This is a genomic window from Streptomyces sp. NPDC050674 (assembly GCF_040654575.1).
In the GTDB taxonomy this organism is placed as follows: Bacteria; Actinomycetota; Actinomycetes; order Streptomycetales; family Streptomycetaceae; genus Streptomyces.
Genome location: NZ_JBFAIG010000024.1, coordinates 54836 through 81737, shown reverse-complemented (window position 1 = coordinate 81737; position 26902 = coordinate 54836). Strand labels below are relative to the sequence as shown.

Annotated in this window: 19 protein-coding genes; 9 read left to right on the top strand and 10 right to left on the bottom strand. The window is 72.7% G+C overall.

The features are described from left to right. Positions 1-10 precede the first annotated feature (10 nt). Positions 11-3907, bottom strand: a complete 3897-nt coding sequence (locus AB0I06_RS30900; RefSeq protein ID WP_363122177.1) for a glycoside hydrolase family 2 TIM barrel-domain containing protein — start codon at positions 3905-3907, stop codon at positions 11-13. Between the two features lie 580 nt (positions 3908-4487). Here AB0I06_RS30900 and AB0I06_RS30895 point away from each other — a divergent pair. Then, a complete protein-coding gene (locus tag AB0I06_RS30895) occupies positions 4488-6533 on the top strand; it encodes a SpoIIE family protein phosphatase (protein ID WP_363122143.1) in 2046 nt (681 codons plus the stop codon). Between the two features lie 11 nt (positions 6534-6544). Here the strand turns inward: AB0I06_RS30895 and AB0I06_RS30890 are convergent, their stop codons facing one another. Both AB0I06_RS30890 and AB0I06_RS30885 read right to left on the bottom strand, forming a co-directional pair. Beyond that, positions 6545-6961, bottom strand: a complete 417-nt coding sequence (locus AB0I06_RS30890) for a hypothetical protein (RefSeq protein WP_363122142.1) — start codon at positions 6959-6961, stop codon at positions 6545-6547. A 32-nt stretch (positions 6962-6993) separates the two neighbouring features. Then, a complete protein-coding gene (locus AB0I06_RS30885) occupies positions 6994-7464 on the bottom strand; it encodes a PLDc N-terminal domain-containing protein (protein WP_363122141.1) in 471 nt (156 codons plus the stop codon). A 185-nt stretch (positions 7465-7649) separates the two neighbouring features. On the opposite strand from AB0I06_RS30885, the gene AB0I06_RS30880 reads away from it, so the two are divergent. The 3 genes from AB0I06_RS30880 to AB0I06_RS30870 all read left to right on the top strand — a co-directional run bounded on the left by AB0I06_RS30880 (position 7650) and on the right by AB0I06_RS30870 (position 10935). After that, positions 7650-8225, top strand: coding sequence for a potassium channel family protein (locus AB0I06_RS30880; RefSeq protein ID WP_363122140.1), 576 nt, complete (start codon positions 7650-7652; stop codon positions 8223-8225). A gap of 3 nt (positions 8226-8228) precedes the next feature. Beyond that, the gene (locus tag AB0I06_RS30875; protein ID WP_363122139.1) at positions 8229-9638 is read left to right on the top strand and encodes a DUF2252 domain-containing protein; all 1410 of its coding nucleotides are present in this window, start codon (positions 8229-8231) and stop codon (positions 9636-9638) included. 463 nt (positions 9639-10101) lie between these two features. Continuing rightward, positions 10102-10935 (top strand): class II glutamine amidotransferase, encoded by an 834-nt coding sequence (locus AB0I06_RS30870; protein WP_363122138.1) that lies wholly within the window; start codon positions 10102-10104, stop codon positions 10933-10935. Positions 10936-10953: 18 nt separating this feature from the next. Here the strand turns inward: AB0I06_RS30870 and AB0I06_RS30865 are convergent, their stop codons facing one another. The 4 genes from AB0I06_RS30865 to AB0I06_RS30850 all read right to left on the bottom strand — a co-directional run bounded on the left by AB0I06_RS30865 (position 10954) and on the right by AB0I06_RS30850 (position 15808). Next, the gene (locus AB0I06_RS30865; protein WP_363122137.1) at positions 10954-11463 is read right to left on the bottom strand and encodes an O-acetyl-ADP-ribose deacetylase; all 510 of its coding nucleotides are present in this window, start codon (positions 11461-11463) and stop codon (positions 10954-10956) included. Further along, positions 11460-12869, bottom strand: a complete 1410-nt coding sequence (locus tag AB0I06_RS30860; RefSeq protein WP_363122136.1) for an NAD(P)/FAD-dependent oxidoreductase — start codon at positions 12867-12869, stop codon at positions 11460-11462. Before AB0I06_RS30860 ends, AB0I06_RS30865 begins: the two co-directional genes overlap by 4 nt. A gap of 180 nt (positions 12870-13049) precedes the next feature. After that, positions 13050-13895 carry an inositol monophosphatase family protein gene (locus AB0I06_RS30855; RefSeq protein ID WP_363122176.1) on the bottom strand — a complete coding sequence of 282 codons (846 nt, stop codon included), beginning with the start codon at positions 13893-13895 and terminating at the stop codon, positions 13050-13052. Between the two features lie 86 nt (positions 13896-13981). Next, a complete protein-coding gene (locus AB0I06_RS30850; protein WP_363122135.1) occupies positions 13982-15808 on the bottom strand; it encodes a gamma-glutamyltransferase in 1827 nt (608 codons plus the stop codon). Between the two features lie 258 nt (positions 15809-16066). Between AB0I06_RS30850 and AB0I06_RS30845 the strand changes: the two genes are divergently transcribed. The 5 genes from AB0I06_RS30845 (at position 16067) to AB0I06_RS30825 (ending at position 22694) form a co-directional block, all read left to right on the top strand. After that, positions 16067-17770, top strand: a complete 1704-nt coding sequence (locus tag AB0I06_RS30845; protein WP_363122134.1) for an NAD-dependent malic enzyme — start codon at positions 16067-16069, stop codon at positions 17768-17770. Between the two features lie 125 nt (positions 17771-17895). After that, positions 17896-18954, top strand: coding sequence for an AEC family transporter (locus AB0I06_RS30840; RefSeq protein ID WP_363122133.1), 1059 nt, complete (start codon positions 17896-17898; stop codon positions 18952-18954). 86 nt (positions 18955-19040) lie between these two features. Next, on the top strand, positions 19041-20777 hold the full coding sequence (locus AB0I06_RS30835) for an FUSC family protein (RefSeq protein WP_363122132.1): 1737 nt from the start codon (positions 19041-19043) through the stop codon (positions 20775-20777). A 137-nt stretch (positions 20778-20914) separates the two neighbouring features. Beyond that, positions 20915-21805, top strand: coding sequence for a LysR family transcriptional regulator (locus tag AB0I06_RS30830; RefSeq protein ID WP_363122131.1), 891 nt, complete (start codon positions 20915-20917; stop codon positions 21803-21805). A gap of 220 nt (positions 21806-22025) precedes the next feature. Further along, positions 22026-22694, top strand: a complete 669-nt coding sequence (locus AB0I06_RS30825) for a hypothetical protein (RefSeq protein ID WP_363122130.1) — start codon at positions 22026-22028, stop codon at positions 22692-22694. Positions 22695-22724: 30 nt separating this feature from the next. Here AB0I06_RS30825 and AB0I06_RS30820 read toward each other — a convergent pair whose 3' ends face one another. The 3 genes from AB0I06_RS30820 to hydA form a co-directional block, all read right to left on the bottom strand. Then, the gene (locus AB0I06_RS30820) at positions 22725-24251 is read right to left on the bottom strand and encodes an NCS1 family nucleobase:cation symporter-1 (protein ID WP_363122129.1); all 1527 of its coding nucleotides are present in this window, start codon (positions 24249-24251) and stop codon (positions 22725-22727) included. Between the two features lie 144 nt (positions 24252-24395). Beyond that, positions 24396-25415 carry a TIGR03842 family LLM class F420-dependent oxidoreductase gene (locus AB0I06_RS30815; RefSeq protein WP_363122128.1) on the bottom strand — a complete coding sequence of 340 codons (1020 nt, stop codon included), beginning with the start codon at positions 25413-25415 and terminating at the stop codon, positions 24396-24398. Positions 25416-25426: 11 nt separating this feature from the next. Then, positions 25427-26812 carry a dihydropyrimidinase gene (hydA, locus tag AB0I06_RS30810; protein ID WP_363122127.1) on the bottom strand — a complete coding sequence of 462 codons (1386 nt, stop codon included), beginning with the start codon at positions 26810-26812 and terminating at the stop codon, positions 25427-25429. Positions 26813-26902: the final 90 nt, after the last annotated feature.

Sequence of the window (26902 nt, the reverse complement as noted above, 5' to 3'; positions counted from 1 at the left end):
CCCGCTCGTGCTATTCGGTGGCGGTCGGCCGGCGCGAGGCCTCCATCGCCTCGCTCACCCGCGTCAGCGGACGCAGCCGGTAGGTGTAGGCGTAGTCGCGGTTCGCGAACAGCTTGAACTCGTCGTGCGTGTGCGCTCCCCAGCTGTTGTCGCCGCCCACGCCCATCTGGCGGTGGTTGACCCGCAGGACGACCGCGTCCCGGGGGGTGAGCTGGTAGTCGTGGCGGGCCCCGACGGACAGGTCCTCGGGGGTGAAGCGTGAGGCGTTGACCTCCAGCAGCGGCTCACCGGAGACCAGCAGCCCGCGCCCCCTTGCGTCGGTCAGCGCGGCCCAGCGGACATCGGTCTTGTTGCCGTTCTCCTGGGGGCGCAGGTAGGAGGTCCACTGCCCGGAGACGCTGCCGGAGTACAGGCCGACGTCGGTGGCGTTGTTGCGGTCCCACATGTTCTCCTCGGGGCCCCGGCCGTAGTAGTGCAGCCGGTCCAGGCTCCGCGGCAGGAACAGCAGATTGCCCACCTCCGGGATGTACGGCAGGTTCGCCGCGCCCGGGTGCAGCGTGTTGTCGACCTTGATCTCCCCGTTGCCGAACACCGTGTAGGTCGTGCTGTAGGTGGATTCGGTGCCGGTGGGCAGGGTGCCGGTGACGGTGATCTCCACGGCCCGGTCGTCCAGGGGCCGGACCCGTACGCCGGCCACCTTCCGCCTGGCTCCGGCGTCGCGCCACACCTGGTTGCGGGTGTGCTGGCCGTTGCCGCGGTCGTTGTCGGTGGGCGCCCGCCAGAAGTTGGGGACGGGGCCGGAGGTGATGAGCGGGATGCCGCCCGCCTCGTACGAGATGATGGTGCCGCTGCTCTTGTCGACGGTGACGGTGAAGCCCTTGCCCTTGACGGTGACCGTCTCGTCCCCGTCGGTGTGGCGCAGGGCGGGCACGCCGCGCAGCGGGGCGGGCTTCACGGCGGGGCTGTTCGCGTCGAGGGCGAGCTGCTGCTTGGCCACCTCGAAACCGGCCTTGGCCCACCGGGTGGCTTCCCTGGTGGTGAAGGAGAGCTGGAGGAAGTACTCCGTGCCGGGCTCGGGCCTGGCGGGCAGCCGCACCGGTACCTTGACGTCCTTGCTGCCGAGCGGGGCGACGTCCAGCTGGTCGCGGGTCAGCCGGCCGCGCTGGACGACCTCGCCGTCGGCGACCAGGGACCAACGGCCGTCGAACTCACGGAGGTTGGTGAACAGGTACTCGTTGGTGAGGGTGACGGCGCCGGGACCGCCCGAGGCCGGGGTGGCGTTGATCGCCTGGTAGATCTGCTTGACCTCGGCGGACTTGCCGGTGAGGCCTCGGTCGGCGGTGACGATGCCGTCGCCGGCGAATGCGCCGTCGTTGGGGTTGTCGCCCCAGTCGCCGCCGTAGGCGTAGAACGTCTTGTCGCGCGGGCGCTTCTCGGTGAAGCCGGCGGTGGCGGCGTCGAACCAGAAGCGCACGCCCTCGTCGTCCGGCTCGCGGCTGTCCGAGGCCAGTTCGGCGGCGCTCAGCGCGCGGGCGTACACCCGGGCCCGGCGGATGGTGCCGCTGAACTCGCGGGTCGGGTTGTCGACGTCGGTGCCGAGGGACAGGGAGGCGGTGTTCACGCCGGGGCGCCGGGTCGTGGTCTTGCTGCCGCGCGCCTGGCCGTCGACGTACAGGGTGAGCGTGCCCGCGTCCGCGTCGAAGACGCCGGCGATGTGGTGCTCCTTGCCGGTCCAGCCCTCGGGCAGGGCCCAGCTCGCGGTGACCCACTGGCCGCCGCCGTGGATGAAGAACTCCAGGTTCCTGTCGCTCTGCTTGAGGGCGTACTGGGTGTCGCCCTTGGCGAGGATCGGCTGGTGGAAGCCGGTCACGCGCGGGGTGACCCAGGCCTCCAGCGTGAGGGAGCCGGTGAGGTCGAGGCGGGTGTCGCGGGCGAAGACGGTGCCGCCGGAGACGCCCTTGGCGCGGTCGAAGGTGCCGCTGGGGTTGATGACCTCGCCGTGGATCCCACCGGGCCCGGTCTCCGTGAGCAGCTTGCGCGTCGGCGTCGGCCAGGCCAGGGCCTGGTCGACGAAGTCCCAGATCCAGCCGCCCTGGAGGACGTCGTAGCGGCGGACGATGTCCCAGTACTTCTTGAAGTTGCCGCTGGAGTTCCCCATCGCGTGGGAGTACTCGATCATCACGTACGGCCGGGTGTCGCCGGTGTCCTTGGCGCGCTGCTCGACGCGCTGCGGGCTGTCGTACATCTCGGAGCGGATGTCGCTGATGCCCGGGCGGTCGTCGCCCTCGTACTGGATGACACGGGTGGGGTCGTAGGAGCGGATCCAGTCGTGCATGGCGTTGAAGGTGGTGCCGCCGCCCGCCTCGTTGCCGAGGGACCAGATGACCACGCTGGCGTGGTTCTTGTCGCGGTGGACCATGTTCTGGGCGCGGACCACGCACGCCTCGGTCCACTCGGGATGGCCGCTGCCAGGGAACCTGTCGCGGATGCCGTGGGTTTCGAGGTTGGTCTCGTCGACGAGGTACAGGCCGTACTCGTCGGCCAGTTCCAGCCACAGGGGGTTGTTGGGGTAGTGCGAGGTGCGGACGCTGTTGATGTTGAGCCGCTTGATGATCTCGATGTCCTGGACCATCTGCGCGCGGGTGAGCGCCGAGCCGGTGACGGGGTGCATCTCGTGCCGGTTGGTGCCGCGCAGGGAGACCGGCTTGCCGTTGATGCGCATCAGGCCGTCCTTGAGCGCGAACTCCCGGAAGCCGACCCGGTGCGAGAGCGTCTCGACCACCTTGCCGGCCGGATCGCGCAGGCGGAGCACGGCGGTGTAGAGGTTCGGGTGCTCGGCCGACCAGAGTTTCGGCGCGGGTACGGCCCTGGAGACCTCGACTGACGTCTCGTCGCCGTCCGGGACGTCGGCGGTCCCGTTCAGGGGCCGGGACCACACGGCGTGGCCGCGCTCGTCGTACAGCTGGGTCTCGACGGTGTAGCGGCCCCCGCCCTCGCCGCCGTAGTCGCGCACCTGCGCGGTGACCTTGAGCTCGGCGGAGGTGTAGCCGTCGCCGAGCGGGGTGTCCAGGCGGAAGTCGCGCAGGTGCACGCTCGGTGTGGAGTACAGGTGGACCGAGCGGAAGATGCCGCTCAGCCGGATCATGTCCTGGTCCTCCAGCCACTCCGCGTCGGAGTAGCGGTACACCTCGACGGCGATCTGGTTGGTGCCCGGCTTGAGGTGCGGCGTGATGTCGTACTCGGCGGAGGTGTACGAGTCCTCGTGGTAGCCCACCAGTTCGCCGTTGATCCACACGTAGTGGGCGGACTTGACGCCCTCGAAGTGCAGGAAGGTGCGCCGGCCCTTCCAGCTCCGGGGCACGGTGAACGTACGGCGGTACTGGCCGACGGGGTTGTAGCGGGTCGGGGCGGCCGGCGGCTGGGCGTCCTCGCCGCCGCCGTTGGGGCCCCACCAGGGGTAGGTGATGTTGACATAGATCGGGAAGTCGTAGCCGTGCAGCTGCCAGGCCGAGGGCACGGGGATGGTGTCCCAGCCGGAGTCGTCGACGTCGGTGCGGTGGAAGTCGGTGTCCCGGTCGTCGGGGCGGTCCACGTAGGCGAACTTCCACGTGCCGTCCAGGCTCAGGCGGTAGGGCGAGCGCTCACGGTCGCCTTTCAGCGCCTGTCCGAGATCCGCGTACGGCATGAGGGTGGTGTGCGGCGGCTCGGTGCCGATCCGGTACGTGCCCAGGCCGTCGTTCCACTCCGGCGGGGCGTCCGCCGCCGGGCGCCGGCCGGCCGCGTGCGCCGCGCCGGGCGCCCCGGCCAGGGCGAGCGCGCCGAGCACGGCGGCTCCGCCCTCCAGCAGTCGGCGGCGGCTGACGACCGGCCGGTCGGCGGGAGAGGGGTGGGTGTGCGGGTGCGGCATGACCGTGGCCTTCCTCGGTTCGACAGGGTGCTGCACGGACTGAGGGCATGTCAGATGCGATCCCCAACCGCCCATCCGTGATGGGTGTTTCTGTTGGTACGCGTGCAACTCACGGTGACGGAGCAACTGCTGAGCAGGCACACCCTAGAACTCGAACACAACCGAAGCAATGATCCCGTCGGACTTTGTGCGGTCCTGATGGTTACGCGGGGTCACACGGCTGGGCCCCGGCCGGATGCGGCCCGCGACAGGCGGCGGGACGGCCGGCTGGAGAGTCGGCTGAAGAGCCGGAGGGACAGTCGGCGGGCTTCCTGATCAGCGACCCGTGCGGCGGCACCACCGGCTCGCCCCCGGCTCGCCGGGCCGGTTCCGGCGGCCCTGTCCGCCGCGGTGACCAGCCTCTCCGCGGCGTCCGGTCCCCCGCGACACCGCTTCCTCGCACCCCGCGCGCCCACCCGCGACTTTTTGTCATTTCGGCGCGACAGTGCTGCTCCTCCGACCGTAATGTGACCTCATCGGACAGCCCGCGCAACAGATCTTGGCGGTACCTTTTGCCGCGCCGGAAGAAGGAGCGGCTCGCATGAACGGGTATGCGACCCCGGACCCCGACGCCGTCACGGCCGCGCCCGGCGGGCTGCTGGATCTGCTGAAGGTCGCGGCCGTGGTTTTGGACGCGGGCGGGCACATCGCGCTGTGGAGCCCCGAGATCGAACAGCTGCTCGGCTGGACCGCGCAGGAGGCCCTGCGGCAGCGCGCCGACACCCTCCTGGTGTCCCCTGCGAACCGCACCCGGGGCAGGGAACTGTTCGCCCAGGTCAGCACCGGCGCGCGATGGGCGGGAGTGTTCCCGCTGCGGCATCGCGACGGCACGGAACGCGCCGTCGAGTTCCGCACGATGCGCCTGCTCGACCCCGACGGGCAGCCCCACCTGCTGGGGCTCGCCACGGACGCCACGACCGTGCGGAAGGTGGAGCGCGACCTCGCCCTCTCGCACAGCCTCGTCAACCAGACCCCGCTCGGCATCGCCGTCTTCGACAACGACCTGCGCTGGGTCGGGGTCAACCCCGCGCTGGAGCGGATCAACGGCCTGCCCGAGGAGGCCGTGCTGGGGCGCCGGATCGCCGAGGTGCTGCCGGACCTGGACGTGCGGACCATCGAGGCCCGGATGCGGCACGTCCTGGAGACCGGCAGACCGCTGCTCGACCAGCAGACCGTCGGCCGGACGGCGGCGGACGACCAGGACCGCGCCTACTCCGAGTCGTACCACCGCATCGAGGACACCGACGGCCGGGTGCTCGGACTGGCGATGGCCGTGCTGGACGTCACCGAGCGGCAGCAGGCCGCCGCCGAGGTCGCACAGGCCCGCCAGCACCTGTCGGTGATCGCCGACGCGGGAGTGAGGATCGGCACCACGCTCGACCTCCAGCAGACCGCCAGGGAACTGGCCGACGTGGTCGTGCCGCATCTCGCGGACCTGGCCGCCGTGGACGTGCTGGAGTCCGTCGTCGCAGGCGGGACCATCGTGCCCGTGTCGGGCGGCGCCCCGGCCGAGTTCCGGGCGCTGGCCGTCGCGGCCGGTTACCCCACCGACGCCATCCACGCCGCCGACCCGGTGGGCGAGCTGGCCACGTACGGCTCGTCACGGATCATCACCCAGTGCGTCCGCCACGCCCGCCCGGTCCTGGTCCAGCACGTGGACGGCAGGATGCTGCGGCGGCTGGCCCGGGACGCGCGGGCCGCCCAGGCCCTGCACGAGGCCGGGGCCCACTCCTACCTGGCGCTGCCGCTGATGGCCCGCGGCAAGGTGCTCGGCACGCTGTCGCTGTTCCGCACGGTCAACGAGCGCCCCTTCGACGACCAGGACCGGGTGCTCGCCTCGGAACTCTCCGCCCGCGCCGCGATCTGCATGGACAACGCCCGCCTCTACGGCCGCGAACGCGGCACCGCCCTCACCCTCCAGCGCAGCCTGCTGCCCAGCACGCCCGCCGAGCGGGAGGGGCTGGACATCGCCGCCCGCTACCGCCCGGCCCTCAGCGAGGTCGGCGGCGACTGGTACGACGTCCTGCCGCTGGGCCCGGGCCGCACCGGGCTGGTCGTGGGGGACGTCATGGGCAAGGGCGTGCAGGCCGCGGCGATCATGGGGCAGCTGAGCACGGCGACCCGGGCGCTGGCCCGGCTGGATCTGCCGCCCGCCGAGCTGCTGCGGCACCTGGACGACATCGCCGGCTCCCTCGGGGACGCGATCGCCACCTGCGTGTACGCGGTGTGCGACCTGCGGCGCGGCACCTGTGAGCTGTCCAGCGCGGGGCATCTGCCGCCGGTGCTGGTCGGGGCGGACGGCGATGCGCGGCTCGTCGACGTGCCGGGCGGTGTGCCGCTCGGGGTCGGCGGTGTGGAGTTCGGCACGGTGGAGGTGGATCTCGCCCCCGGCTCGCTGCTCGCCCTGTACACGGACGGGCTTGTGGAGAACCGCGTGGAGCCGATCGACGCCGGCCTCGACACCCTGACCCGGCTGCTCCGGACGGCCGGGCCCAGCCTTCAGCGCGCGAGCGACAGTCTGCTCGGCGCGCTGAGTCCGGAACCGGACGACGATGTGGCCCTGCTGCTGGTCCGCACGCGGGCCTGAACAGCGACGGCTCAGGCATCACCCCTGCGGGGGGCGCACAGGGCCCAGATGATGAACGCGGACATCGCGATCATGACCACGGACCAGACCGGGTAGGCCGGCAGGGACAGGAAGTTGGCGATGATGACGAGTCCCGCGATGCCCACGCCGGTGGCACGCGCCCAGCCCGCCCCCTGGAACAGGCCCAGGCTGACGAGGACGGCGACCACACCCAGGATGAGGTGGATCCAGCCCCAGCCGGTGAGATCGAACGCGAAGATGTAGTTGCGGGTCGAGACGAAGACCTCGTCCTCGGCGATCGCCGCGATGCCGCGGAAGACGGCCAGGATCCCGGCGATCATCAGCATGACGGCCGCGAAGACCATCATTCCGGTGGCCAGGCCGTGCCTCGCCGACGTGTGCCCGTGCGTGGGGTGGGTGGCGGTCATCTGCTGCCTCGTTTCTGCCGGGTCCGGCGCGGTCAGCGACCGGAGGTGGGGGTACCGGGGGCGGAGGCCCCCGAGGTTCCGGAGCCGCTCAGCACCAGCTCCTTGGCCCTGCGGAACTCCTCGTCGGTGATGTCACCGCGGGAGCGGATCTCGGACAGCCGGGCGAGCTCGTCGACGCTGCTGGGCCGGTCCTCGCCGCCCCGGGCGGTCTCCCTGACGTAGCTGTCGAAGGCCTGCTGCTGCGCGCGGGCCCGGTCCGTCTCCCGGCGGCCCATGTTCCGGCCGCGGGCGAGGACGTAGACGAAGACGCCCAGGAAGGGCAGGACGACACAGAAGACCAGCCAGCCGGCCTTGGCCCCGCCGCTCAGGGAGTCGTCGCGGAAGATGTCGAGGATCACCCGGAAGAGCAGGACGAACCACATGATCCAGAGGAAGAACCACAGCATCGACCAGAAGGCGCTCAGCAGCGGAAAGTCGTACGCCAGGTAGGTCTGCGCACTCATGTCGGTCCTCCGATCCGGGGGGCGCGCCCGACGGGCGTCCCGTCGATCCCAGCCTGCCGGGGGTCCTGGCCGGGCTGCCTCACCCGTGGCGGGTGATCCCCACGCGGCGCCAGGGCGCTGAAGTGGTGGGGCAGGCCTTGTGGGGTGTCCGGGTGCCGGGCAGGACCGAGACCGAGAGTCGCGCGATGGACCGACCAGCAGAGGTGCCGTACCGGCGGCGGCCGGGGCACCGGCGTGCGGCGGTCTCGGCCCTCGTGCGGACCCTCCTGATCGCGGTCGGGCTCGTCGCCGTCTACTACGTGCTGCCGCTGGACGGGCGCGCCACGAGCGGCGACTCGGTGGTGCTGGCCTGCGGTCTGCTGCTCGTGACCGTGGTCTTCTGGTGGGAGGTGCGGGCCATCGTGACCTCGTCCCACCCCCGGCTGAAGGCCGTCGAGGCCCTGGGGACGACGCTGGCGCTGTTCCTGCTGCTCTTCGCCGGCGCCTACTACCTGCTGGAGCACAACACCCCGGGCTCGTTCAGCGAGCCGCTGACCAAGACGGACTCCCTGTACTTCACGCTCACCACCTTCACCACCGTCGGCTACGGAGACATCGCGGCCCGGTCCCAGACCGGGCGGGTGCTGACGATGGTGCAGATGACCGGCGGGCTGCTGCTGGTGGGCGTGGCGGCACGGATCCTGGCGGGCGCGGTGCAGACGGGACTGCGCCGGCAGGGCCGGGATCCCTCGGACGACTTCCCCTCGCGGCCGGAGCGCTGAGCCATGACCGAACCGAGCCCCTTCTCGACCTTCCTGTCACCGGCCGAACGGGCCGCCACGGGCCGGGACGCGCGCAAGCGCGTGCCACGCTCGTCGCAGGCCGGGTTCGAGGCGGGCCCGGACCGGTTCGACCCGGTCGAGGTGGTGGAACGCCAGTCGGCCACCCGCGTACCGGAGTTGGTGCCGCTGCGCTACGGCCGCATGCTCCAGTCGCCGTTCCGGTTCTACCGAGGCGCGGCGGCGATCATGGCGGCCGACCTCGGGGCCACCACCGACACCGGGCTGCGGGTGCAGCTGTGCGGGGACGCCCATCTGCTGAACTTCCGGCTGCTGGCCTCGCCGGAGCGCCATCTGGTCTTCGACATCAACGACTTCGACGAGACGCTGGGCGGGCCCTTCGAGTGGGACGTCAAACGGCTCGCGGCCAGTTTCGCCATCGCCGGCCGGGCCAACGGCTTCTCGGCGGCGCAGCAGAACAGCGCGGTGGAGACATGTGTCCGGGCCTACCGGCGGCGGATGCGGGAGTTCGCCCGGATGCGCACGCTGGACATCTGGTACGCCCAGGACGACGCCGACCGCATGCGCGAGCTGATGGCCGCGTCGCTGTCCAAGGAGGCCCGGCGGCGCACCGCCCGGGCCACGGCGAGCGCCCGGACCCGCACCCACATGCAGGCCTACGAGAAGCTCACCCGGGCCACGGCCGAGGGGCGGCGGATCACACCGGACCCGCCGCTGATCACCCCGTTGCGGGACCTGGTGACCGACAGCTCGCCGCACGGCCAGGAGCAGGAGCTGCGCGCCGTCCTGGACGGCTACGCCCGGTCCCTGTCCTCGGAGCGCCGGCATCTGCTGCGCCGCTACCGGCTGGTCGACATCGCCCGCAAGGTGGTCGGGGTCGGCAGCGTCGGCACCCGCTGCTGGATCGTGCTGCTCCTCGGCCGGGACGACGACGATCCGCTGCTGCTCCAGGCCAAGGAGGCCCAGGAGTCGGTGCTCGCCGCCCACGGCGGCGGTGGCCGCTGGGACAACCAGGGCCGGCGCGTGGTGGCGGGACAGCGGCTGATCCAGACGACCAGCGACATCCTGCTGGGCTGGACCCACGCGGTGGGGCTCGACGGGCACGAGCGGGACTTCTACGTGCGGCAGTTGCGGGACTGGAAGGGCATCGCCCGGCCGGAGACCATGGACCCCGGTCTGCTCCGGCTGTTCGGGCAGCTGTGCGGGGCGAGCCTGGCGCGGGCCCACGCCCGCTCGGGCGATCCCGTCGCCATCGCGGCCTATCTGGGCCGCGGCGACCGCTTCGACCGCGCGCTCACCGCGTTCGCGCAGGCGTACGCCGATCAGAACGAACGGGATTTCGAGGCCCTGGGCGCGGCGGTCCGCTCGGGCCGTGTGCGCGCCGCGACGGAGTGACGCCCGCCCCCTCCGGCAGGCCAGGGGGCCGAACGACCGGCGAGCAGCCCGGGCGCGGAGGGGGCGCTTGTGGGCGGCCGGCGCTGGCCCGGGCGGGTGTCCTCCCCAGGGAACGGCCTGCGCGGCCGTCCCGAGCCATGTGGGCGGCCGATGGCGGGCGAGCCGGTACGGTTCGCCGACCCCCTCGGCGGCCTGGGCATGCCGGGTCACCGTCGGTCCAGCCGAGCGTTCCCCCCAGGTGGGGCGGTGCGGTCGGCGGTGCCGTATGCCTCCCGGGACGGGCCAGAGCCGGTCGGGGCGGTCACCGGCGGTCCGGTCGGCGTTCTCCCCCGGGACGGGCGGTCGGGGAACCACCCGTGGCGGGCGATGCGTGGCGGGGGCGGAAGGGGGTTTCCTGGGTGCACGCACCTCGCCTATGGAGCCGTACGGCCCGCCCGGGCGGCTCGGAACGGGGGTATCGGCCATGTGCCGCTGGCTCGCCTACTCGGGCACTCCCGTGCTGCTCGACGACGTCCTCTACCGCCCGGAGCACTCCCTGATCGACCAGAGCCTGCACGCGCGGATGGGGGTGGAGACCACCAACGGCGACGGTTTCGGCGTGGGCTGGTACGCGTGGCACCTGCGCACCCCCGCCGTCATCCGGGACACCGGTCCGGCCTGGAGCAACCGCAACCTGCGCGAGATCGCCGACCACGTCCGCTCGCCCCTGTTCTTCGCGCATGTGCGTGCCTCCACCGGCTCGGCCGTGCAGCAGACGAACTGCCATCCGTTCCGCCACGGGCGCTGGATGTGGATGCACAACGGGGCGATCGACGGGTTCCGCGCACTGCGCCGGGACCTGATGCTGGCCGTGGACCCGGGGCTGTTCCCGTCTCTGGAGGGCACGACGGACTCCGAGGTGATGTTCCACGTGGCGCTCACCTTCGGGCTGGACGGCGATCCGCCGGGTGCGGTGGCCCGGATGACGGGGCTGATCGAGCGGCTGGGCCGGGAGCACGGGGTGCCGCAGCCGCTGCAGATGACCGTCGCGGTCACCGACGGGGAGCGGGTGTGGTTCTTCCGGTACTCCAGCGCCGGCACGTCACGGTCGCTGTACTACAGCAGCCGGGTGGAGGACGTCCGGGCCCTCCACCCCGACCTGGGGTTCCTCAACCATCTCTCCGACGAGACGCGGCTGGTCGTGTCGGAGCCGCTGGGCGATCTCCCGGGCGTGTGGAACGCCGTACCGGAGAGCACCTACGGCGTCGTGCAGCCCGGCCGGTACCTGCTGCGGCACTTCGAGCCCGAGCCCGTCTGATCGCTGAGGTCCTTCGCCTCAGCGCAGGTGCGCGGCGAACGCCTCGTAGGCGGGCTGGTCGAAGAGGACGAACCTGACCTCCTCGACGGTGGTGTCCGCCGCCCGTACGGTCGCCAGCGCGATACGGGCGCCGTCGTCCATGGGCCAGCCGTACACGCCGGTGGAGATGGCGGGGAAGGCGACGCTGCGGGCGCCGAGTTCACCGGCGACGCGCAGCGACTCGCGGTAGCAGGAGGCGAGGAGGCCGGAGCGGTCCTCGCTGGTGCTGAACACCGGGCCGACGGTGTGGATGACCCAGCGGGCGTCGAGGTCGCCCGCGGTGGTGGCGACGGCCTGTCCCGTGGGCAGGCCCTTGCCGAGGTGCGCCGCGCGGAGCCTGCGGCAGTCCTCCAGGATGGCGGGGCCGCCGCGGCGGTGGATGGCCCCGTCGACCCCTCCCCCGCCCAGCAGTGAGGAGTTGGCGGCGTTGACGATCGCGTCGACGCTCTCGCGGGTGATGTCGCCCCGGACCAGTTCGATGGTGGTCATGTCTGCCTCAGTCGCTTCCATACGGCCTTGGCCGCGTTGTGCCCCGACATGCCGTGTACTCCAGGGCCCGGCGGGGTCGCCGACGAGCAGATGAACACGGCCGGATGGGGCGTGTGGTACGGGAACAGGGTGGGCTTGGGGCGCAGCAGGAGCTGGAGGCCGGAGGCCGCGCCGGAGGCGATGTCCCCGCCGACGTAGTTGGCGTTGCGGGCGGCGAGTTCGGGAGGGCCGGCCGTGGCCCGGGCCAGGACGCGGTCGCGGAACCCGGGGGCGAAGCGCTCCAGTTGACGCTCGATGGTGTCGGTGAGGTCGCCGGTCCAGCCGTGCGGGACGTGCCCGTAGGCCCAGAAGACGTGCTTGCCGGCCGGGGCCCGGGTGGGGTCGACGACGCTCGGCTGCACCGTGATCAGGAACGGCTTGTCGGGGGCCCTGCCCTCCCGGGACACCGCGCGCAGGGCGGCGCCGATCTCCGCGCTGTCCGCGCCGACCTGCACCGTGCCGGCGGCGCGGGCCTCCTTCGCGGTCCACGGCACGGGGCCGTCCAGGGCGTAGTCGACCTTGAAGGCGCCCGGTCCGTAGCGGTAGTCGCCGTAGTGGTTGCCGAGGCCGGCGATGCGGGCCAGGGCGGTGGGCGAGGTGTCGAAGACGTACGCCCGGGCCGGTGGCAGGTCGTCGAGGCGCTTGACCTCGTAGTCGGTGTGGACGCTGCCGCCGAGATCGCGCAGGTAGGCGGCGAGGGCGTCGGAGAGGGACTGGGAGCCGCCGCGGGCGACGGGCCAGCCGCGGGCGTGGGCCGCGAGGGCGAAGACCAGGCCGACGGCGCCGGTGCCGAGGCCGCCGAGGGGTGCCATGACGTGGGCGACGAGCCCGGAGAAGAGGGCCTTGGCCGGTTCGTCGCGGAAGCGGCGCATCAGCAGCGTCGACGGGGGCAGCCCGGTCAGGCCGAAGCGGGCGAGGGTGACCGGGTCGCGGGGCAGCGCGGTCAGCGGCAGGGACATGAAGTCCCGGGCGAGGGTGTCCCACTTGGGCAGGAACGGCGCGACGAGCTTGCGGTACGCGCCGGCGTCGCGCGGGCCGAAGGAGGCGGCCGTCTCACCGACCGTCCGGGCCAGCACGGCCGCCCTGCCGTCGGGGAAGGGATGCGCCATGGGCAGCTCGGCGTGCAGCCACTCCAGGCCGTAGCGCTCGAGCGGCAGGGCGCGGAACGCCGGTGAGTTGACGGCGAGCGGATGGGCCGCGGAGCACGGGTCGTGCCGGAAACCGGGGAGGGTGAGCTCCTCGGTGCGGGCCCCGCCGCCCACGGTGCCCTTGGCCTCGAAGACGGCGACGGAGAAGCCGCGGCGGGCCAGTTCCACGGCCGCGGTCAGTCCGTTCGGCCCCGCACCCACTACGACGGCATCGAGCATCGACTGCACTGTCGGACCCCTTCGTCAGCCGACGGCCACTGAGGATCAGGATAGGCCCGGGGACTGTCCGTCACCGGACGCGGGCTGTTTCGGCCGAGGAAGGCCGGTTTGCTCCGGTCGGAGGCCTCGCCGACGCACGCTGGGTGTCCGTTCGTGTGCGCCGGGCGACCGGCCGGGTGCTCAGGCACCGCCCGCGAGCAGGCCCGCCACCCTGCGGGCCGTGGCCGCGTCCCGGGCCGCGGTGAAGGGCAGGACATTGCCGCCCGTGATGCGGAACGGCTCGCCCGCGCGGGTCAGATGAGCACCGCCCGCCTCTTCGACCAGGAGCAGACCGGCCGCGTGGTCCCAGGCGGCTTCCCACGAGAACGCGACGGCGTCCAACTCGCCGCGGGCGATGGCGAGATACTCCAGTCCGGCCGAGCCGCACGGTCGTGGTTCCACCCCGTCGGTGCGCAGGCTGAGCAGGGCCTGCTTCTCCTGGTCCGTCGTGTAGTCAGGGTGGGAGGTGGCCACCCGCAGGTCGCGGCCGGGCTCCGGCACTCCGGCGAACAGCCGCTCCCCGTCGAGGTGGGCGCCCTTGCCCCGCTGGGCGGTGGCGAGCCGGTCACGGGCGGGCGCGTACGTCCAGGACGCGAGCAGGGTGCCGCCGCGTGCCAGCGCGACCAGGGTGCAGAACCCGGCCTCGCCGCGCACGAACTGCCGGGTCCCGTCGACCGGGTCGACGATCCAGACCGGGGCGTCGCCCTGGATCGCCCCGTAGGACGCGGGGTTGGCGTGGACCGCCTCCTCGCCGACCACGACCGAGCCGGGCAGCAGGGCCGTCAGCGCCTCGGTCAGGTACAGCTCCGCCTTGCGGTCGGCGTCGGTCACCAGGTCGTGCGGGCCGCTCTTCTGGTCGACCTCGTGCGCGGCGAGCCGGCGCCAGCGCGGCATGATCTCGGTGGCGGCCGCCGTGCGGATCGCCTCTTCGACGTCGGGGGCGTGCTCTGCGAGAAACTCTTCGATGGTTTCGGTCATGTCGATCACATCTCCCATGACACCACGCGCCACTGACAGGGCGCCCCCGGCGGGTGCACTCCGGGTGGCATCGCGATGAACAGCCCTCCGCCCGGTCAGCGGCCCACCGCGTATCCCTGCATCCCGCGCGGGTTGGCCGCCGCCGACAGCACGCCGGTCTCCGGGTCCCGTGCGACCGCGCACAGCCGGCCCTCCGACCAGGGTCCGCCGACGGTCACGTCGTGGCCGCGGCGCCGCAGTTCCGCGACGACGGCCGGGTCGGTGCGGGACTCCACCGTCACGCTGCCGGGGCGCATGCCGCGCGGGTAGAAGGAGCCGGGGAAGCTGTCGTTGTGCCAGTTCGGGGCGTCGATCGCGCCCTGGAGGTCGAGGCCGCCGCGCACGGGCGGGCGCAGCGCGACCGCGAGGAAGAAGTGCAGCTGCCACTGGTCCTGCTGGTCCCCGCCGGGCGTGCCGAACGCCATGACGGGCACGCCGTCGCGCAGGGCGATCGAGGGCGTCAGGGTGGTGCGGGGGCGGCGTCCGGGGGTCAGGGAGTTGGGCAGCCCCTCCTCCAGCCAGGTCATCTGGAGCCGGGTGCCGAGCGGGAAGCCGAGTTCGGGCACGACGGGGTTGGACTGGAGCCAGCCGCCGCTGGGGGTGGCCGAGACCATGTTGCCCCAGCGGTCGACGACGTCGAGGTGGCAGGTGTCGCCGCGGGTGGTCCCGTCGGCGAGGATCTCCGGCTCGCCCGGCACGGGGGACGCGGGGCTCTTGGCGACGGTCGGTTCGCCGACGCCCAGGGCGTCGAAGCCTTCCTGTGCGGCGGCCGCCACGCGCGCGTGCGCGCACAGCCTGGGGGTGCGTCCGCCGGGGCTGCCGGGCCGCAGGCCGTTCTCGGCCCGCTCGCCGACGAGGGCGCGGCGGGCGGTGTTGTACGCGTCGGACAGCAGGTCGTCGAGCGGCACGTGGGCGGCGTCCCCGTACCAGGCCTCACGGTCGGCCATGGCGAGCTTGCAGTTCTCGACCAGGAGGTGGACGTGGTCGGCCGAGCCGGGACGGGGCAGGTCGGGCGGGAGGAGGGCGAGTTGCTGGAGCAGGACGGGACCCTGGCTCCACGGGCCGGGCTTGCACAGGGTCCAGCCGTTCCAGTCGTACGTCACCGGGGTCTCGTAGGTCGCGGACCAGCCGGCGAGATCGGCGGCCGTGAGGGTGCCGGTGTGGCGCTCTCCGGTCGTGTCCCTGGTGGGGCGCCCGGCCTGGCGGACGAGGGCGTCGGCGATGAACCCGGTGCGCCACACCTGCCGGGCCGCCTCGATCCGCGCCTCCCGGTCACCCGCGCCGGCGGTCTCGGCGAGCAGCCGCTTCCAGGTGGCGGCGAGCGCGGGGTTGGCGAAGAGCTCGCCGGGGCGCGGCGCCTTGCCGCCGGGGAGGTAGACCTCCGCCGAGGAGGTCCACTCGGTCTCGAACAGCTCGCGCACCGTCTCGACGGTCTCGCCGACGCGCTCCACCGGCGCGTGGCCGTGCTCGGCGTAGCCGATGGCGTACTTCAGGACCTCGTCGAGGGATCTGGTGCCGTGGTCGCGCAGCAGCAGCATCCAGGCGTCGAACGCGCCGGGCACGGCCGCGGCGAGCGGGCCGGTGCCGGGGACGAGGTCAAGGCCGAGTCCCCGGTAGTGCGCGACGCTCGCTCCGGCCGGTGCGACGCCCTGGCCGCACAGCACCCGCACTTTCCCGCCGGCCGGGGCGAGCAGGATCGGCACCTCGCCGGCCGGGCCGTTGAGGTGCGGCTCGACGACGTGCAGCACGAAGGCGCCCGCCACGGCCGCGTCGTAGGCGTTGCCGCCGCCCTCCAGCACGGCCATCGCGGACTGCGAGGCGAGCCAGTGGGTGGAGGAGACCATGCCGAAGGTGCCCTGGAGGGTGGGGCGGGTGGTGAACATCTGACCTCTCACCGGGCCTCGGGACTCGGACCGGGAGCCGGAGCCGTCGGGTCCGGGATCTCCCTCCCCTTCGCTGCCCCCGCCCGGGCGACGTCAATCACAGTCGGCGGCGAGCCCGATGTCGTGCCCTCGGAAAACCGCAGGTCAACGCTCGAATGTCCTGGGGTTATGGATCTCCGTCCTGTCAGGCATTGGACGCATGCCACGCAGCGTCACAGGGTGGAACGAACCCCGGTACCGACCTTGTGAGGAGTCATCATGGGCACGGAGAGGAGCACCGTCGACGGTGCCATCCGGACGAGCGCGCGCGGACACGCCGTCCTGAACAGTCCGCGTCTGAACCGGGGTACGGCCTTCACCCGGCGGGAGCGGCAGGAGCTCGGGCTGACCGGTCTGGTGCCGCCGCAGGTCCTGACGCAGGATCAGCAGGCCGCCCGCGCCTACGCACAGTTCCGGTCCCAGCCGGACGACCTCGCCAAGAACGTCTATCTGACGGCGCTGCGCGACCGCAACGAGGTGCTGTTCCACCGGCTCCTCGGGGATCACCTCTCCGAGATGCTGCCGATCGTCTACACCCCGACCGTGGGCACGGCGATCGAGCGCTACAGCTACGAGTACCGCCGCCCGCGCGGCGTGTACCTCTCGGTCGACGACCCCGAGTCCATCGAGAGCTCCCTGCGCGCCTGCGGGCTGGGCGCCGACGACGTCGACCTGATCGTGGCGACGGACGGCGAGGCGATCCTCGGCATCGGTGACTGGGGCGTGGGCGGCATCGACATCGCGGTCGGCAAGCTCGCCGTCTACACGGCCGCCGCCGGCGTGGACCCGGCCCGGACCCTGGCGGTGATGCTGGACGTCGGCACGGACCGGCAGGAACTGCTGGACGACCCGCTGTACCTCGGCAACCGGCACCCGCGCGTGGACCGGGACCGCTACGACGCGTTCGTCGACGCCTACGTCACCGCGGCCACGAAGCTGTTCCCCGACGCGCTGCTGCACTGGGAGGACTTCGGCTCGTCCAACGCCCGCCGGATCCTGGACCGCTACCGCGAGAAGACGCTCACGTTCAACGACGACATCCAGGGCACCGGCGCCGTCAATCTGGCCGCCGTGCTCTCCGGCGTGCGCGCCGGTGGTGCCGCGCTGCGCGACCACCGGGTGGTGCTCTTCGGCGCCGGCACCGCCGGCATCGGGATCGCCGAGCAGCTCCGCGACGCGATGATCGTCGACGGACTCACGCCGCGGGAGGCCGCGGAGCGCATCTGGGCCGTGGACCGTCACGGCCTGCTGGCCGAGGGTCAGCAGGGGCTGCGGGACTTCCAGCTGCCCTACGCCCGTCGCCGCGCCGAGGTCGCCGACTGGCGGCACGACGAGGACCTCGGCGGGGTGCCGCTGGCCGAGGTCGTCGACCGGGTGCGTCCGAGCGTCCTGATCGGCACCTCGGGGCAGGGCGGCGCCTTCACCGAGGACATCGTCCGCGCCATGGCCGCGCACACCGACCGTCCGGTCATCCTGCCCCTGTCCAACCCCACGCGGCTGGCCGAGGCCGTCCCCGCCGACCTGCTCGCCTGGACCGGCGGCCGGGCCCTGATCGCCACCGGCAGTCCCTTCGAGCCGGTGGAGACGGACGGCGTCACCCACCACATCGGCCAGGCCAACAACGCGCTGGTCTTCCCCGGGCTGGGTCTGGGCACGGCCGTCTCCCGGGCCGAGCGGATCACCGACGGCATGCTGGTGGCCGCGGCCCGCGCCATCGCGGACCGGACCGACCCCACGGCGCCGGGAGCGCCGATCCTGCCCCCGATCGACCGGCTGCGCGAGACCTCCGTGGCGGTGGCCGTGGCCGTGGCCCGCGCCGCGGTCGCCGACGGCGTCGCCCGGGTCAGCGCCGACGACACGCTCGAGGAGCGTGTCCGCGCGGCCATGTGGCATCCGGTGTACCCGCCGATCGAGGCCGTCTGACGGTCCCGCGCCCGGCTGTCGCTCCTCCCCCGAGGGGGCGCCGACCGAAGCTCCCGGCTCTCTGACGTACCGTCACCGGCCCGCACGGTCGCGCCCCCGCCTTGCTCCTAAGGATTGACGCAGTCATGTCTTTCGCCGAGATCTTCACCGTCGTGGTGCCGGTCTTCCTCCTCATCCTGGTCGGCTACGGCACCGGCCGCCGGGCGCTCTTCGACGCGGGCGGCGCCCGGGCTCTGCGCGAGCTGACCATGCAACTCGCGCTGCCCGCCGCCCTGTTGCTGAGCATCTGGCAGACACCACGGCACGTGCTGATCGAGCAACTGCCCCTGGTGGGCCTGCTGGCGTTCGGGTTCCTCGCCGTGTACGCCGTCCTGCTGGGCGTGCTGCGCCTCGCGGCCCGCCGGCCGCTGAGGCGGGCGGCCCTGTTCGCGCTCGCCTGCGTCCAGCCGCAGTACGCCTTCATGGGCACGTCCATCTTGGGAGGCCTGTTCGGGACCGCGCAGGCCGCGGTCCCGATCGCCGTCGCGGGCATCATCGTCAACGTCGTCCTCGACCCGGTCGTCCTGATCCTCCTCGGCATGCCCGGCCATCCGGAGCGCCGGACGGTCACCGCCGGGGCGGCGGACCCCGCACGGCGGCCCGTCCTGGCCACCGTCGGCGGTCGAGCGCCCGAGGCGGCCGTCCGGCCGGCCCCCGCCGGGTCCGGGGCACCGGACCCGCGCCCCTCCGTGCTGCGCACCGTCGGGCACGCGCTGCGCGAGCCGTTCTGCTGGGGCCCCGTCCTGGGCCTGGTGCTGTCGATCGCCGGGGTGGGCGTGCCGGAGATCGCCGATGCCACGCTGAGTCTGCTGGCGGGCGCCGCCTCGGCGACGGCCCTGCTGTACGTCGGCGTCTCCGTCGCCCGGATCGGCCGGCCCGCGCTGTCCCCCGCCGTGTGGGCCGTCTCGCTCACCAGCGTGGTCGTCCTGCCCCTGCTCGTCTACGGCACGGGGCTGCTCCTGGCCTCCGAGGCGGTCGCCGCCCAGGCCGCGCTGATCCTCGCGTTCCCCGTCTCGCCCGTCCCCCTGATGTTCGCCGCCCGGCACGGCTCGGCCGAGGACGTGCGGACCATCGGCTCCGCCGTCGTGGTGAGCCTGCTCCTCTCCTTCGTCACCCTGCCCCTGCTCATCGAGCTGGTCGGCTGACCTCGGCGGGAGCACGGATGCCGGGGCCGCGCCCCGCACGCTCCGCGCCCGCCTTCCGCCCGACCCCTGCGAAAGGACACGGCCTCATGACACCCGCCGCCGACACGCGAGCGGCCCGCCCAGGCCGCCCGTCGCCGTGGTGGCCGCGCTCCGTTCTCGGCCGGCTGCCCGGATCCCTGCCGTTCGCCGCGGCGGCCCGGGGGGCCGTCGCGCTCGCGCTGCCCCTGCTCGCCGGGCTCGCCACCGGGTGGGTCGTGCTCTCGGCCATCGCCGCCATCGGCGCCCTGTGGGGGGTGAGCCAGGACGGCTCCGACCCGTACCGGGTCCGGGTGCGGCGGCTGGGCTGGACCGGGGTGTCCAGTGCGCTCGGCCTGCTCGCCGGTGAAGTCGCCCTGCGCAGCGGGGAGTCCGTGGCCGTGGCGGGGTGCCTGGTGGCCGCCGCGCTCGTGGCGGGCGGTGTCGGCCTGCGCGGGCGGATCGCGTCCGTGTCGGGCATGCACCTGCTGCTCGGCGTCACGATCGGCAGCGGCATCCCCGTACCGGGGCCGTGGTGGCAGCCGCCGCTGGCGCTGCTGGCCGGTGTCGCGCTCGTCCTCGTGCTGTCCGCGGCGCCCTGGCTGTGGCGCCGGCACCACGTCGAACGGGACGCCGTGCTGGCCGTGTACCGCAGCGCGGGCGAGGCCCTGGCCGCGGCGGGCACCGAGGCCGCCGAGGAGGCCCGCCTGCGCATGACGCTGGCCCTGAACCACGCCCACGAGGTGATGGCCCCCCATCTCGCCCCGCGCGGGCGGCGGCAGCGGGACGGCACAGGGGACCTCGTCCGGGCGTTCCACCACGCCGTGCGGCTGGGCGAGGCCGTGACGGCGGTGATGTGGGAGGGCCGCGCGCTGCCGTCCGCCCTGACCCGCGTACCGCGGCACCTGGCCGGACGCCTGCTGCCGGGGCACTCCGCGGCCCCGGAGGACCGTGCGGCGCAGCCGGTACCGGCGACCGGCTCGCCGGGCAGGCGCGCCCTGGCCGAACTGGTCGCCGCCGTGGACGGTGAACCGGACGGGCCCGATCTGGAGTTGCGTCTGCCGGCGCACGACGGGCCCGGACGGGCGGCGCGGGTGCGGTACGCCCTGCTGCTGGCCGGGTGCGTGCTCGCCGCCCATGTGCTCGCGGAGGTGCTGCACCGGCCTCGCGGCTACTGGCTGCCCATGACGGTGGCCTTCGTCTACAAGCCCGACTTCGGGCCGCTGTTCCCCCGGGCCCTGCACCGGTGCGTCGGCACGATCGTCGGGGTGGCCGCCATCGGGGCGGTGTCCGCGGCGGCCACCGGTACGTACGCCGTGGTGGGTGTCGTGGCCGTGTTCGGCGCGCTCATGGCCATCGGCGTGCGGCACCACTACGCACTCGCCACGCTGGGCCTGACCGCCGTCGTGTTCGTGCTGCTGGACCTGCTGGGCGACCATCGTCCGCTGTACGGCACGCGGGTGGTGGACACGGCGCTGGCGTCCGCGCTGGTGCTCGTCGCGCACTTCGCGGTGTGGCCGGACTCCGCCGCGCACCGCGCGGAGGCACAGACCGAGGCCGCCGTCGCCGCCGCGCGGCGCTACCGCGACGCCGCTTCGCAGGCGGGCCCGGTCCAGCGGCAGGCGCTGCGCCGCGCCGCCTACCACCAGCTGGCCGAGGCCCGCCGCACGGTCGCTCACGCCCGCCGGGAACCGGCCCGTCGCGGGCGGCCGCTGCCCGACTGGGAGAGCGCGATCACGGCAGCCGAACAGCTCTGCGACCAGGTGACGGGACACGTGGTCGCGGGTGCGGCGATCCCGGCCCGGTAGCGGGTCCCGGTCCGGACGTCAGGCTCCGGCCCGGTTGTCAGGTCCCGGCCCGGTTGTCCGGTCCGGCCCGCGCGCGGGTGTGATCCACGCTGCCGTCGCCCGGGTCGTCGGCGACCGTGACGGGGAAGAATGGCGGCATGGATCTTCAGGTGCTGCGTTCCTTCCAGTCCGTCGCGGAGGGGACGACGGTGACCGACGCCGCGACGGACGCCGGCATCACCCAGCCCGCCCTGTCCCGCGCTCTGGCCCGGCTGGAGGACGAGGTCGGCGCCGAGCTCCTCCAGCGCGTCGGGCGCGTGCTGCGCCTGACCCCGGCGGGCCGGGTGTTCAAGGAGTACGTCGACGGGGTGCTCGACAACTACGACCGGGGCCGGCGGGCCGTGGCCGAGATGGTCCACCCCGACGCGGGCGTGGTGTCGCTCGCGTTCCTGCACACCCTGGGCACCTGGCTGGTCCCCCGGCTCGTCACCGACTTCCGGCGGACCTTCCCGCAGGCGCAGTTCGAGCTGCACCAGGACGGCGAGATGGGCCTGACCCGGCACCTCCTCGACGCGACCGCGGATCTGGTCATCACCAGCAGCGACCCCGGCCACCCCCTGATCACCTGGCGGCGCCTGCTGGTGGAGCCGCTGCGGCTGGCCGTACCGTCCCGGCACCGGCTGGCCAAGCGCCGCCGGATCCGCCTGGCCGAGGTGTCCGAGGAGCGGTTCATCCTGCTCAAACAGGGATACGGGCTGCGCGACATCACCGCGGGGCTGTGCCGCGAGGCCGGCTTCGCGCCGGTCATCGCCTTCGAGGGCGAAGAGGTGGAGACCCTGCGTGGCCTGGTCGCCGCGGGCCTCGGGGTGTCCCTGATCCCGTCGTCGCCGGACACCTCGGCGGCCTCCGAGTCCCCGATCCGCTACCTGGAGATCACCGACGTACGGGGCGCCCGGGACATCGGCATCGCCTGGCTGAGCTCCCGCTCCGTGCCGCCGATCACCCGGCGCTTCCTCGACCACGCGCTGCGGGCGTCGGCCGGGGAGTGAATGTCCCTTCCTGTCATGGGAAGTTGAGGCATGTCCGGCCTTGTCCCGGGCGACACGGGCAGGTTGTGCCGGGCGCAGCGCGACGGCGCCGACACGCACGGTGGTGCACGGAACATGGGAGGGAGACCGCCCTTCCGCCGCACAGGGACGCGTGTGACACTGTCGTCCCGTCCGCCGTGCGGACCCGTTCCGCACCGCCGTCCCCCACGAGAAGGGCGCCGTGCGTTCTCTACCCCTGCCCCTCGCCCTGACCGCCCGTCTGTCCCCGGTGGTGGTGCTCGCCGCGCTGGGCTGGGCGCTGTCGTCCGGTCCGCTCGCCGCGCCGCAGGCCGCCGGGCCCAAGCCGGCCGAGGACAAGACCGAGACGCGGTCGGCGTCGGCGCCGTCCAGGTCGACGGTGTCGAAGACGTACGCGGCCGCGCCCGCCCCGTGCGAGAGCGTCGCCAAGAAGACGATCGAGGCGCTGGTGCCCGGCGCGAAGACGGGTGGCAAGGAAATCCCGTCCACGGACACGAAACTGCGCCGCACCTGCTCCTGGAACGCGCTCAAGGGGTACGACTACCGCTGGCTCGACGTGTCCTACGAGATCATGGAGTCGGACGAGGCGGCCCGCGGCTCCTACGAGGAGCACACCGGGAAGAAGAGCGGCGGCGGGGCCGTCCCCGGCCTGGGAGACAGTGCCTACTCCGTCGTGAACCTCACCACCGAGGACAAGCAGGAGACCCGTGAGGGTGTCGTGATCGCCCGCGCCTCCAACGCGCTGGTGACGGTCACCTACAACGGCAGCGACTTCGAGTCGAAGAAGGCGCCCGGCACGGACACCATCAACAAGGGCGCCATCAAGGCGGCGAAGGAAGCGGTGGCGGCGCTGGAGGCCGGCAAGGGCTGATCGCCGTCCTCCAGCGCCGGTCCGCGTCCGTCAGACAGCCGTGCGGTCACGGCCTCGCAGGGCCATCAGCAGCAGGTACAGCACCATGGACGTCCCCAGGCCGACGGCCCAGCCGTAGTCGGCCAGATCGGCCAGCGCCGGGATCGGACGGCCGTCGATCAGCGGCTTGAAGTTGGCGCCGCCCACGGCGAGGACACCGCCGACCGCGAAGGCGAGGACCGCCCGCCAGTTCCAGCCGCCCTCGTACCAGTAGCGGCCGCCGGGCCGGTACAGGTCGGCGAGGTCGAGGCGGGAGCGGCGCAGGATCCAGTAGTCGGCGATGAGGATGCCCGCGACGGTGCCGAGCAGGCCGCCGACCAGGCCGAGCCAGGTGAAGATGTAGCCCTGCGGGTCGGAGTACAGCTTCCACGGGAAGATCAGCACACCGAGGACGCAGGTGGCGAGGGCGCCGGCCCGGAAACTGATGCGCCGGGGCGCGATGTTGGAGAAGTCGAACGCCGGGGAGACCAGGTTGGCGGCCACGTTGACGGAGAGCGTCGCCACCAGGACGGTGACCAGGGCGAAGAGCAGGCCCACCGTGTTGTCGGTCTTGGCGGCGAGCTGTACCGGGTCCCAGATGGCCTCTCCGTAGACGGCCTGGGAGCCGGAGGTGACCATCACCGACAGGAACGCGAAGAGGGTCATGGTGGTCGGCAGGCCGAGCGCCTGGCCCCGGGTCTGCGCCTTCTGGCTCCTGCCGTAGCGGGTGAAGTCGGGGATGTTCAGCGACAGGGTGGACCAGAAGCCGATCATGCCCATCAGGGCGGGCGCGAACAGCTTCCAGAAGTCGGCACCCCAGCCCAGCTTCGACGGCTGGTCGAACAGCGGGCCGAAGCCGCCCGCCTTGTCGCTCATCCACCACAGCATCACGAACGCGCCGACGAGGACGAAGGGCGCCGCCCAGTTCTCGAAGCGGCGGATCGTCTCCATGCCCCGGTAGATGATGACGACCTGCAACGCCCAGAAGATCGCGAACGACAGCCACATGGTCCAGGCGTAGCCGCCGACCTTCGCGGCGTCCGTCCAGCCGGTGCCGACGAGCTTGCCGGCGAGGAAGTAGATGGCCTCGCCGCCGATCCAGGTCTGGATGCCGAACCAGCCGCACGCCACCAACGCCCGTACGACGGCGGGCAGGTTGGCGCCGCGGATGCCGAAGGAGGCCCGGGCGAAGACCGGGAAGGGTATGCCGTACTTGGGCCCGGCGTGCCCGGTGAGCAGCATCGGTATCAGCACGATGATGTTGGCCAGGGCGATGGTGAGCACCGCCTGCTTCCAGTCCATGCCCACGGCGATGAGCCCGGAGGCCAGGGTCCAGGAGGCCGTGTTGTGGGCCATGCCGACCCACAGCGCGGAGAAGTTGTACGTCGTCCAGGTGCGCTTGTCGACCGGGACCGGCAGCAGGTCCTCGTTGGCGTAGGGGCCGGTCGGCACGGGGGCGCCCGGGGCGATCTCCACCCGGCCGTCGGCGAGGGTGACTTGGGTGGTCGGCGGTGGGGCCGTGGGAGCGGTATCGGTCATGGGCCGGGCCAATCAGGGGAGGTGGGACGGGAAAGGCCGTGCGGTGACGCCGATGGGGGGTGCGCTCCGGGTGCGGCGGGGAGCGTCCTGGCCCCCTTCCCGAGCCGCCGGGAAGGGGGAGTTCACAGGGTGGGGCGGCGGAGGTCAGCCGCCCAGGGCCGGGATCACCCGCGATCCGTAGGCCTCGATCACGGCCTCCTGCGCGTCGTGCATGTCGTAGACGGCGAACTGGTCCACGCCGAGCGCGCGCAGCGCGTCCAGCTTCTCGATGTGCTTCTCGACCGGGCCGATGAGGCAGAACCGGTCGACGATCTCGTCGGGCACGAACCGGGTGTCCGGGTTGTCGGCGCGGCCGTGGTGGGAGTAGTCGTAGCCCTCGCGGGCCTTGATGTAGTCGGTGAGTTCGTCGGGGACGGCGGCCGAGTGCTCGCCGTACTTGGAGACCAGGTCGGCCACGTGGTTGCCGACCATGCCGCCGAACCAGCGGCACTGCTCGCGTGCGTGGGCGAGCGCCTCGGGCGAGTCGTCCTCGGTGACGTAGGCCGGGGCGGCCACGCAGACGGTCACCTCGGCGGGGTCCCGGCCGGCCGCGACGGCCGCGTCCTTCACGGCCTTGACCATGTACTCGGTGAGATACAGATCGGCCAGCTGGAGGATGAACCCGTCGGCCTCCTCACCGGCCATCTTCAGGGCCTTGGGCCCGTAGGCGGCCATCCACACGGGCAGTTCGGCGTCCGGCTTGGTCCACGGGAACCGGACGACGGTGCCGCCGAGGTCGGCCTCCCGTCCGCTGCCGAGCTCCCTGATGACCCTCATCGCCTCGCTGATCCGGGCCAGGGTGTTGGGCTTGCGGCCGGCCACACGCATCGCGGAGTCGCCGCGGCCGATGCCGCAGACCGTGCGGTTGCCGAACATGTCGTTGAGGGTGGCGAAGGTGGAGGCGGTGACCTCCCAGGTGCGGGTGCCCGGGTTGGTCACCATCGGGCCGACCTTCAGCTTCGTGGTGTTGGCCAGGATCTGGCTGTAGATCACGAACGGCTCCTGCCACAGCACGGCGGAGTCGAAGGTCCAGCCGTACGAGAAGCCGTTGCGTTCCGCCCGCTTCATCAGGCTGATCACCCGCGAGGCCGGCGGGTCGGTCTGCAGGACGAGTCCGAAGTCCATCTGCGCCACTCCTAGGTGAGGTACTGACAGGTGGATCGCGGGGTGAACACGCCGTGTCCGGCACGCCCGGTGTACTCCCGCTCGGTGATGACGGGTTCGCCGCGCGAGAGGACCGTCTCCACCCGGCCGGTGGTGCGTTTGCCCTCGTACGCCGAGTAGTCGACGTTCATGTGGTGCGTCTCGGCGGAGATGACCTGCTCGGCGTGCGGGTCGTAGATGACGACGTCGGCGTCGGCGCCCGGCGCGATGGTGCCCTTCTTCGGGTAGAGGCCGAACATGCGGGCCGGGGTGGCGCAGGCGATCTCGATCCAGCGGCGGCGCGAGATGTGCCCGTCGACGACCGCCTGGTGGAGGAGGTCCATGCGGTTCTCCACACCGGGAAGGCCGTTGGGGATCTTGGAGAAGTCGCCGCGGCCGAGTTCCTTCTGGCCGGTGAAGCAGAAGGGGCAGTGGTCGGTGGAGACGACCTGGAGGTCGTTCGTGCGCAGGCCCCGCCACAGCGCGGCCTGGTGTTCCTTCGGCCTCAGGGGCGTGCTGCACACGTACTTGGCGCCCTCGAAGTCCGGCTCGGCGAGGTTGTCGGTGGACAGGAACAGGTACTGCGGGCAGGTCTCGCCGAACACGTTCAGTCCCTCGTCGCGGGCCCGGGCCAGCTCGGCGACCGCCTCTGTCGCCGAGACGTGCACGACGTACAGGGGCGCGCCCGCCACCTGCGCGAGTTTGATGGCGCGGTGGGTGGCCTCGGCCTCCAGCAGCGCCTTGCGGACCTCGCCGTGGTAGCGCGGGTCGGTCTCGCCGCGGGCGAGCGCCTGCTCGACCAGGACGTCGATCGCGATGCCGTTCTCGGCGTGCATCATGATCAGGCCGCCGTTGCCGGCGGAGCGCTGCATGGCGCGCAGGATCTGGCCGTCGTCGCTGTAGAAGACGCCCGGGTAGGCCATGAACTGCTTGAAGGAGGTGACGCCCTCCTCGACCAGGTGGTCCATCTCCTTGAGCGTGTGCTCGTTGACGTCGGAGACGATCATGTGGAAGCCGTAGTCGACGGCGCAGTTGCCGTCGGCCTTGGCGTGCCAGGTGTCGAGGCCCTCGCGCAGGGTGTGGCCGACGCTCTGCACGGCGAAGTCGATGATCGTCGTGGTGCCGCCCCAGGCGGCGGCGCGGGTGCCTGTCTCGAAGGTGTCGGAGGCGAAGGTGCCGCCGAAGGGCAGCTCCATGTGGGTGTGGGCGTCGACGCCGCCGGGGATGACGTACTTTCCGGTGGCGTCGATGGTGCGGTCGGCGGTGAGGACTCCGGGCGCGGCCAGGGCGGCGATCCGGCCGTCTTCGATCAGGACGTCGGCGTGGATTTCGTCGGAAGCCGTGATGACTAGACCGCCGTGGATCAGTGTTCGGGTCATCGGGCGCTCCTCAATGTGGGTGCGTGCGGGTTCGTCGTGGCTGGTCGCGCGCACGCGGCGGCAGCCGCATGTCGAATACAGCCCCGCGGC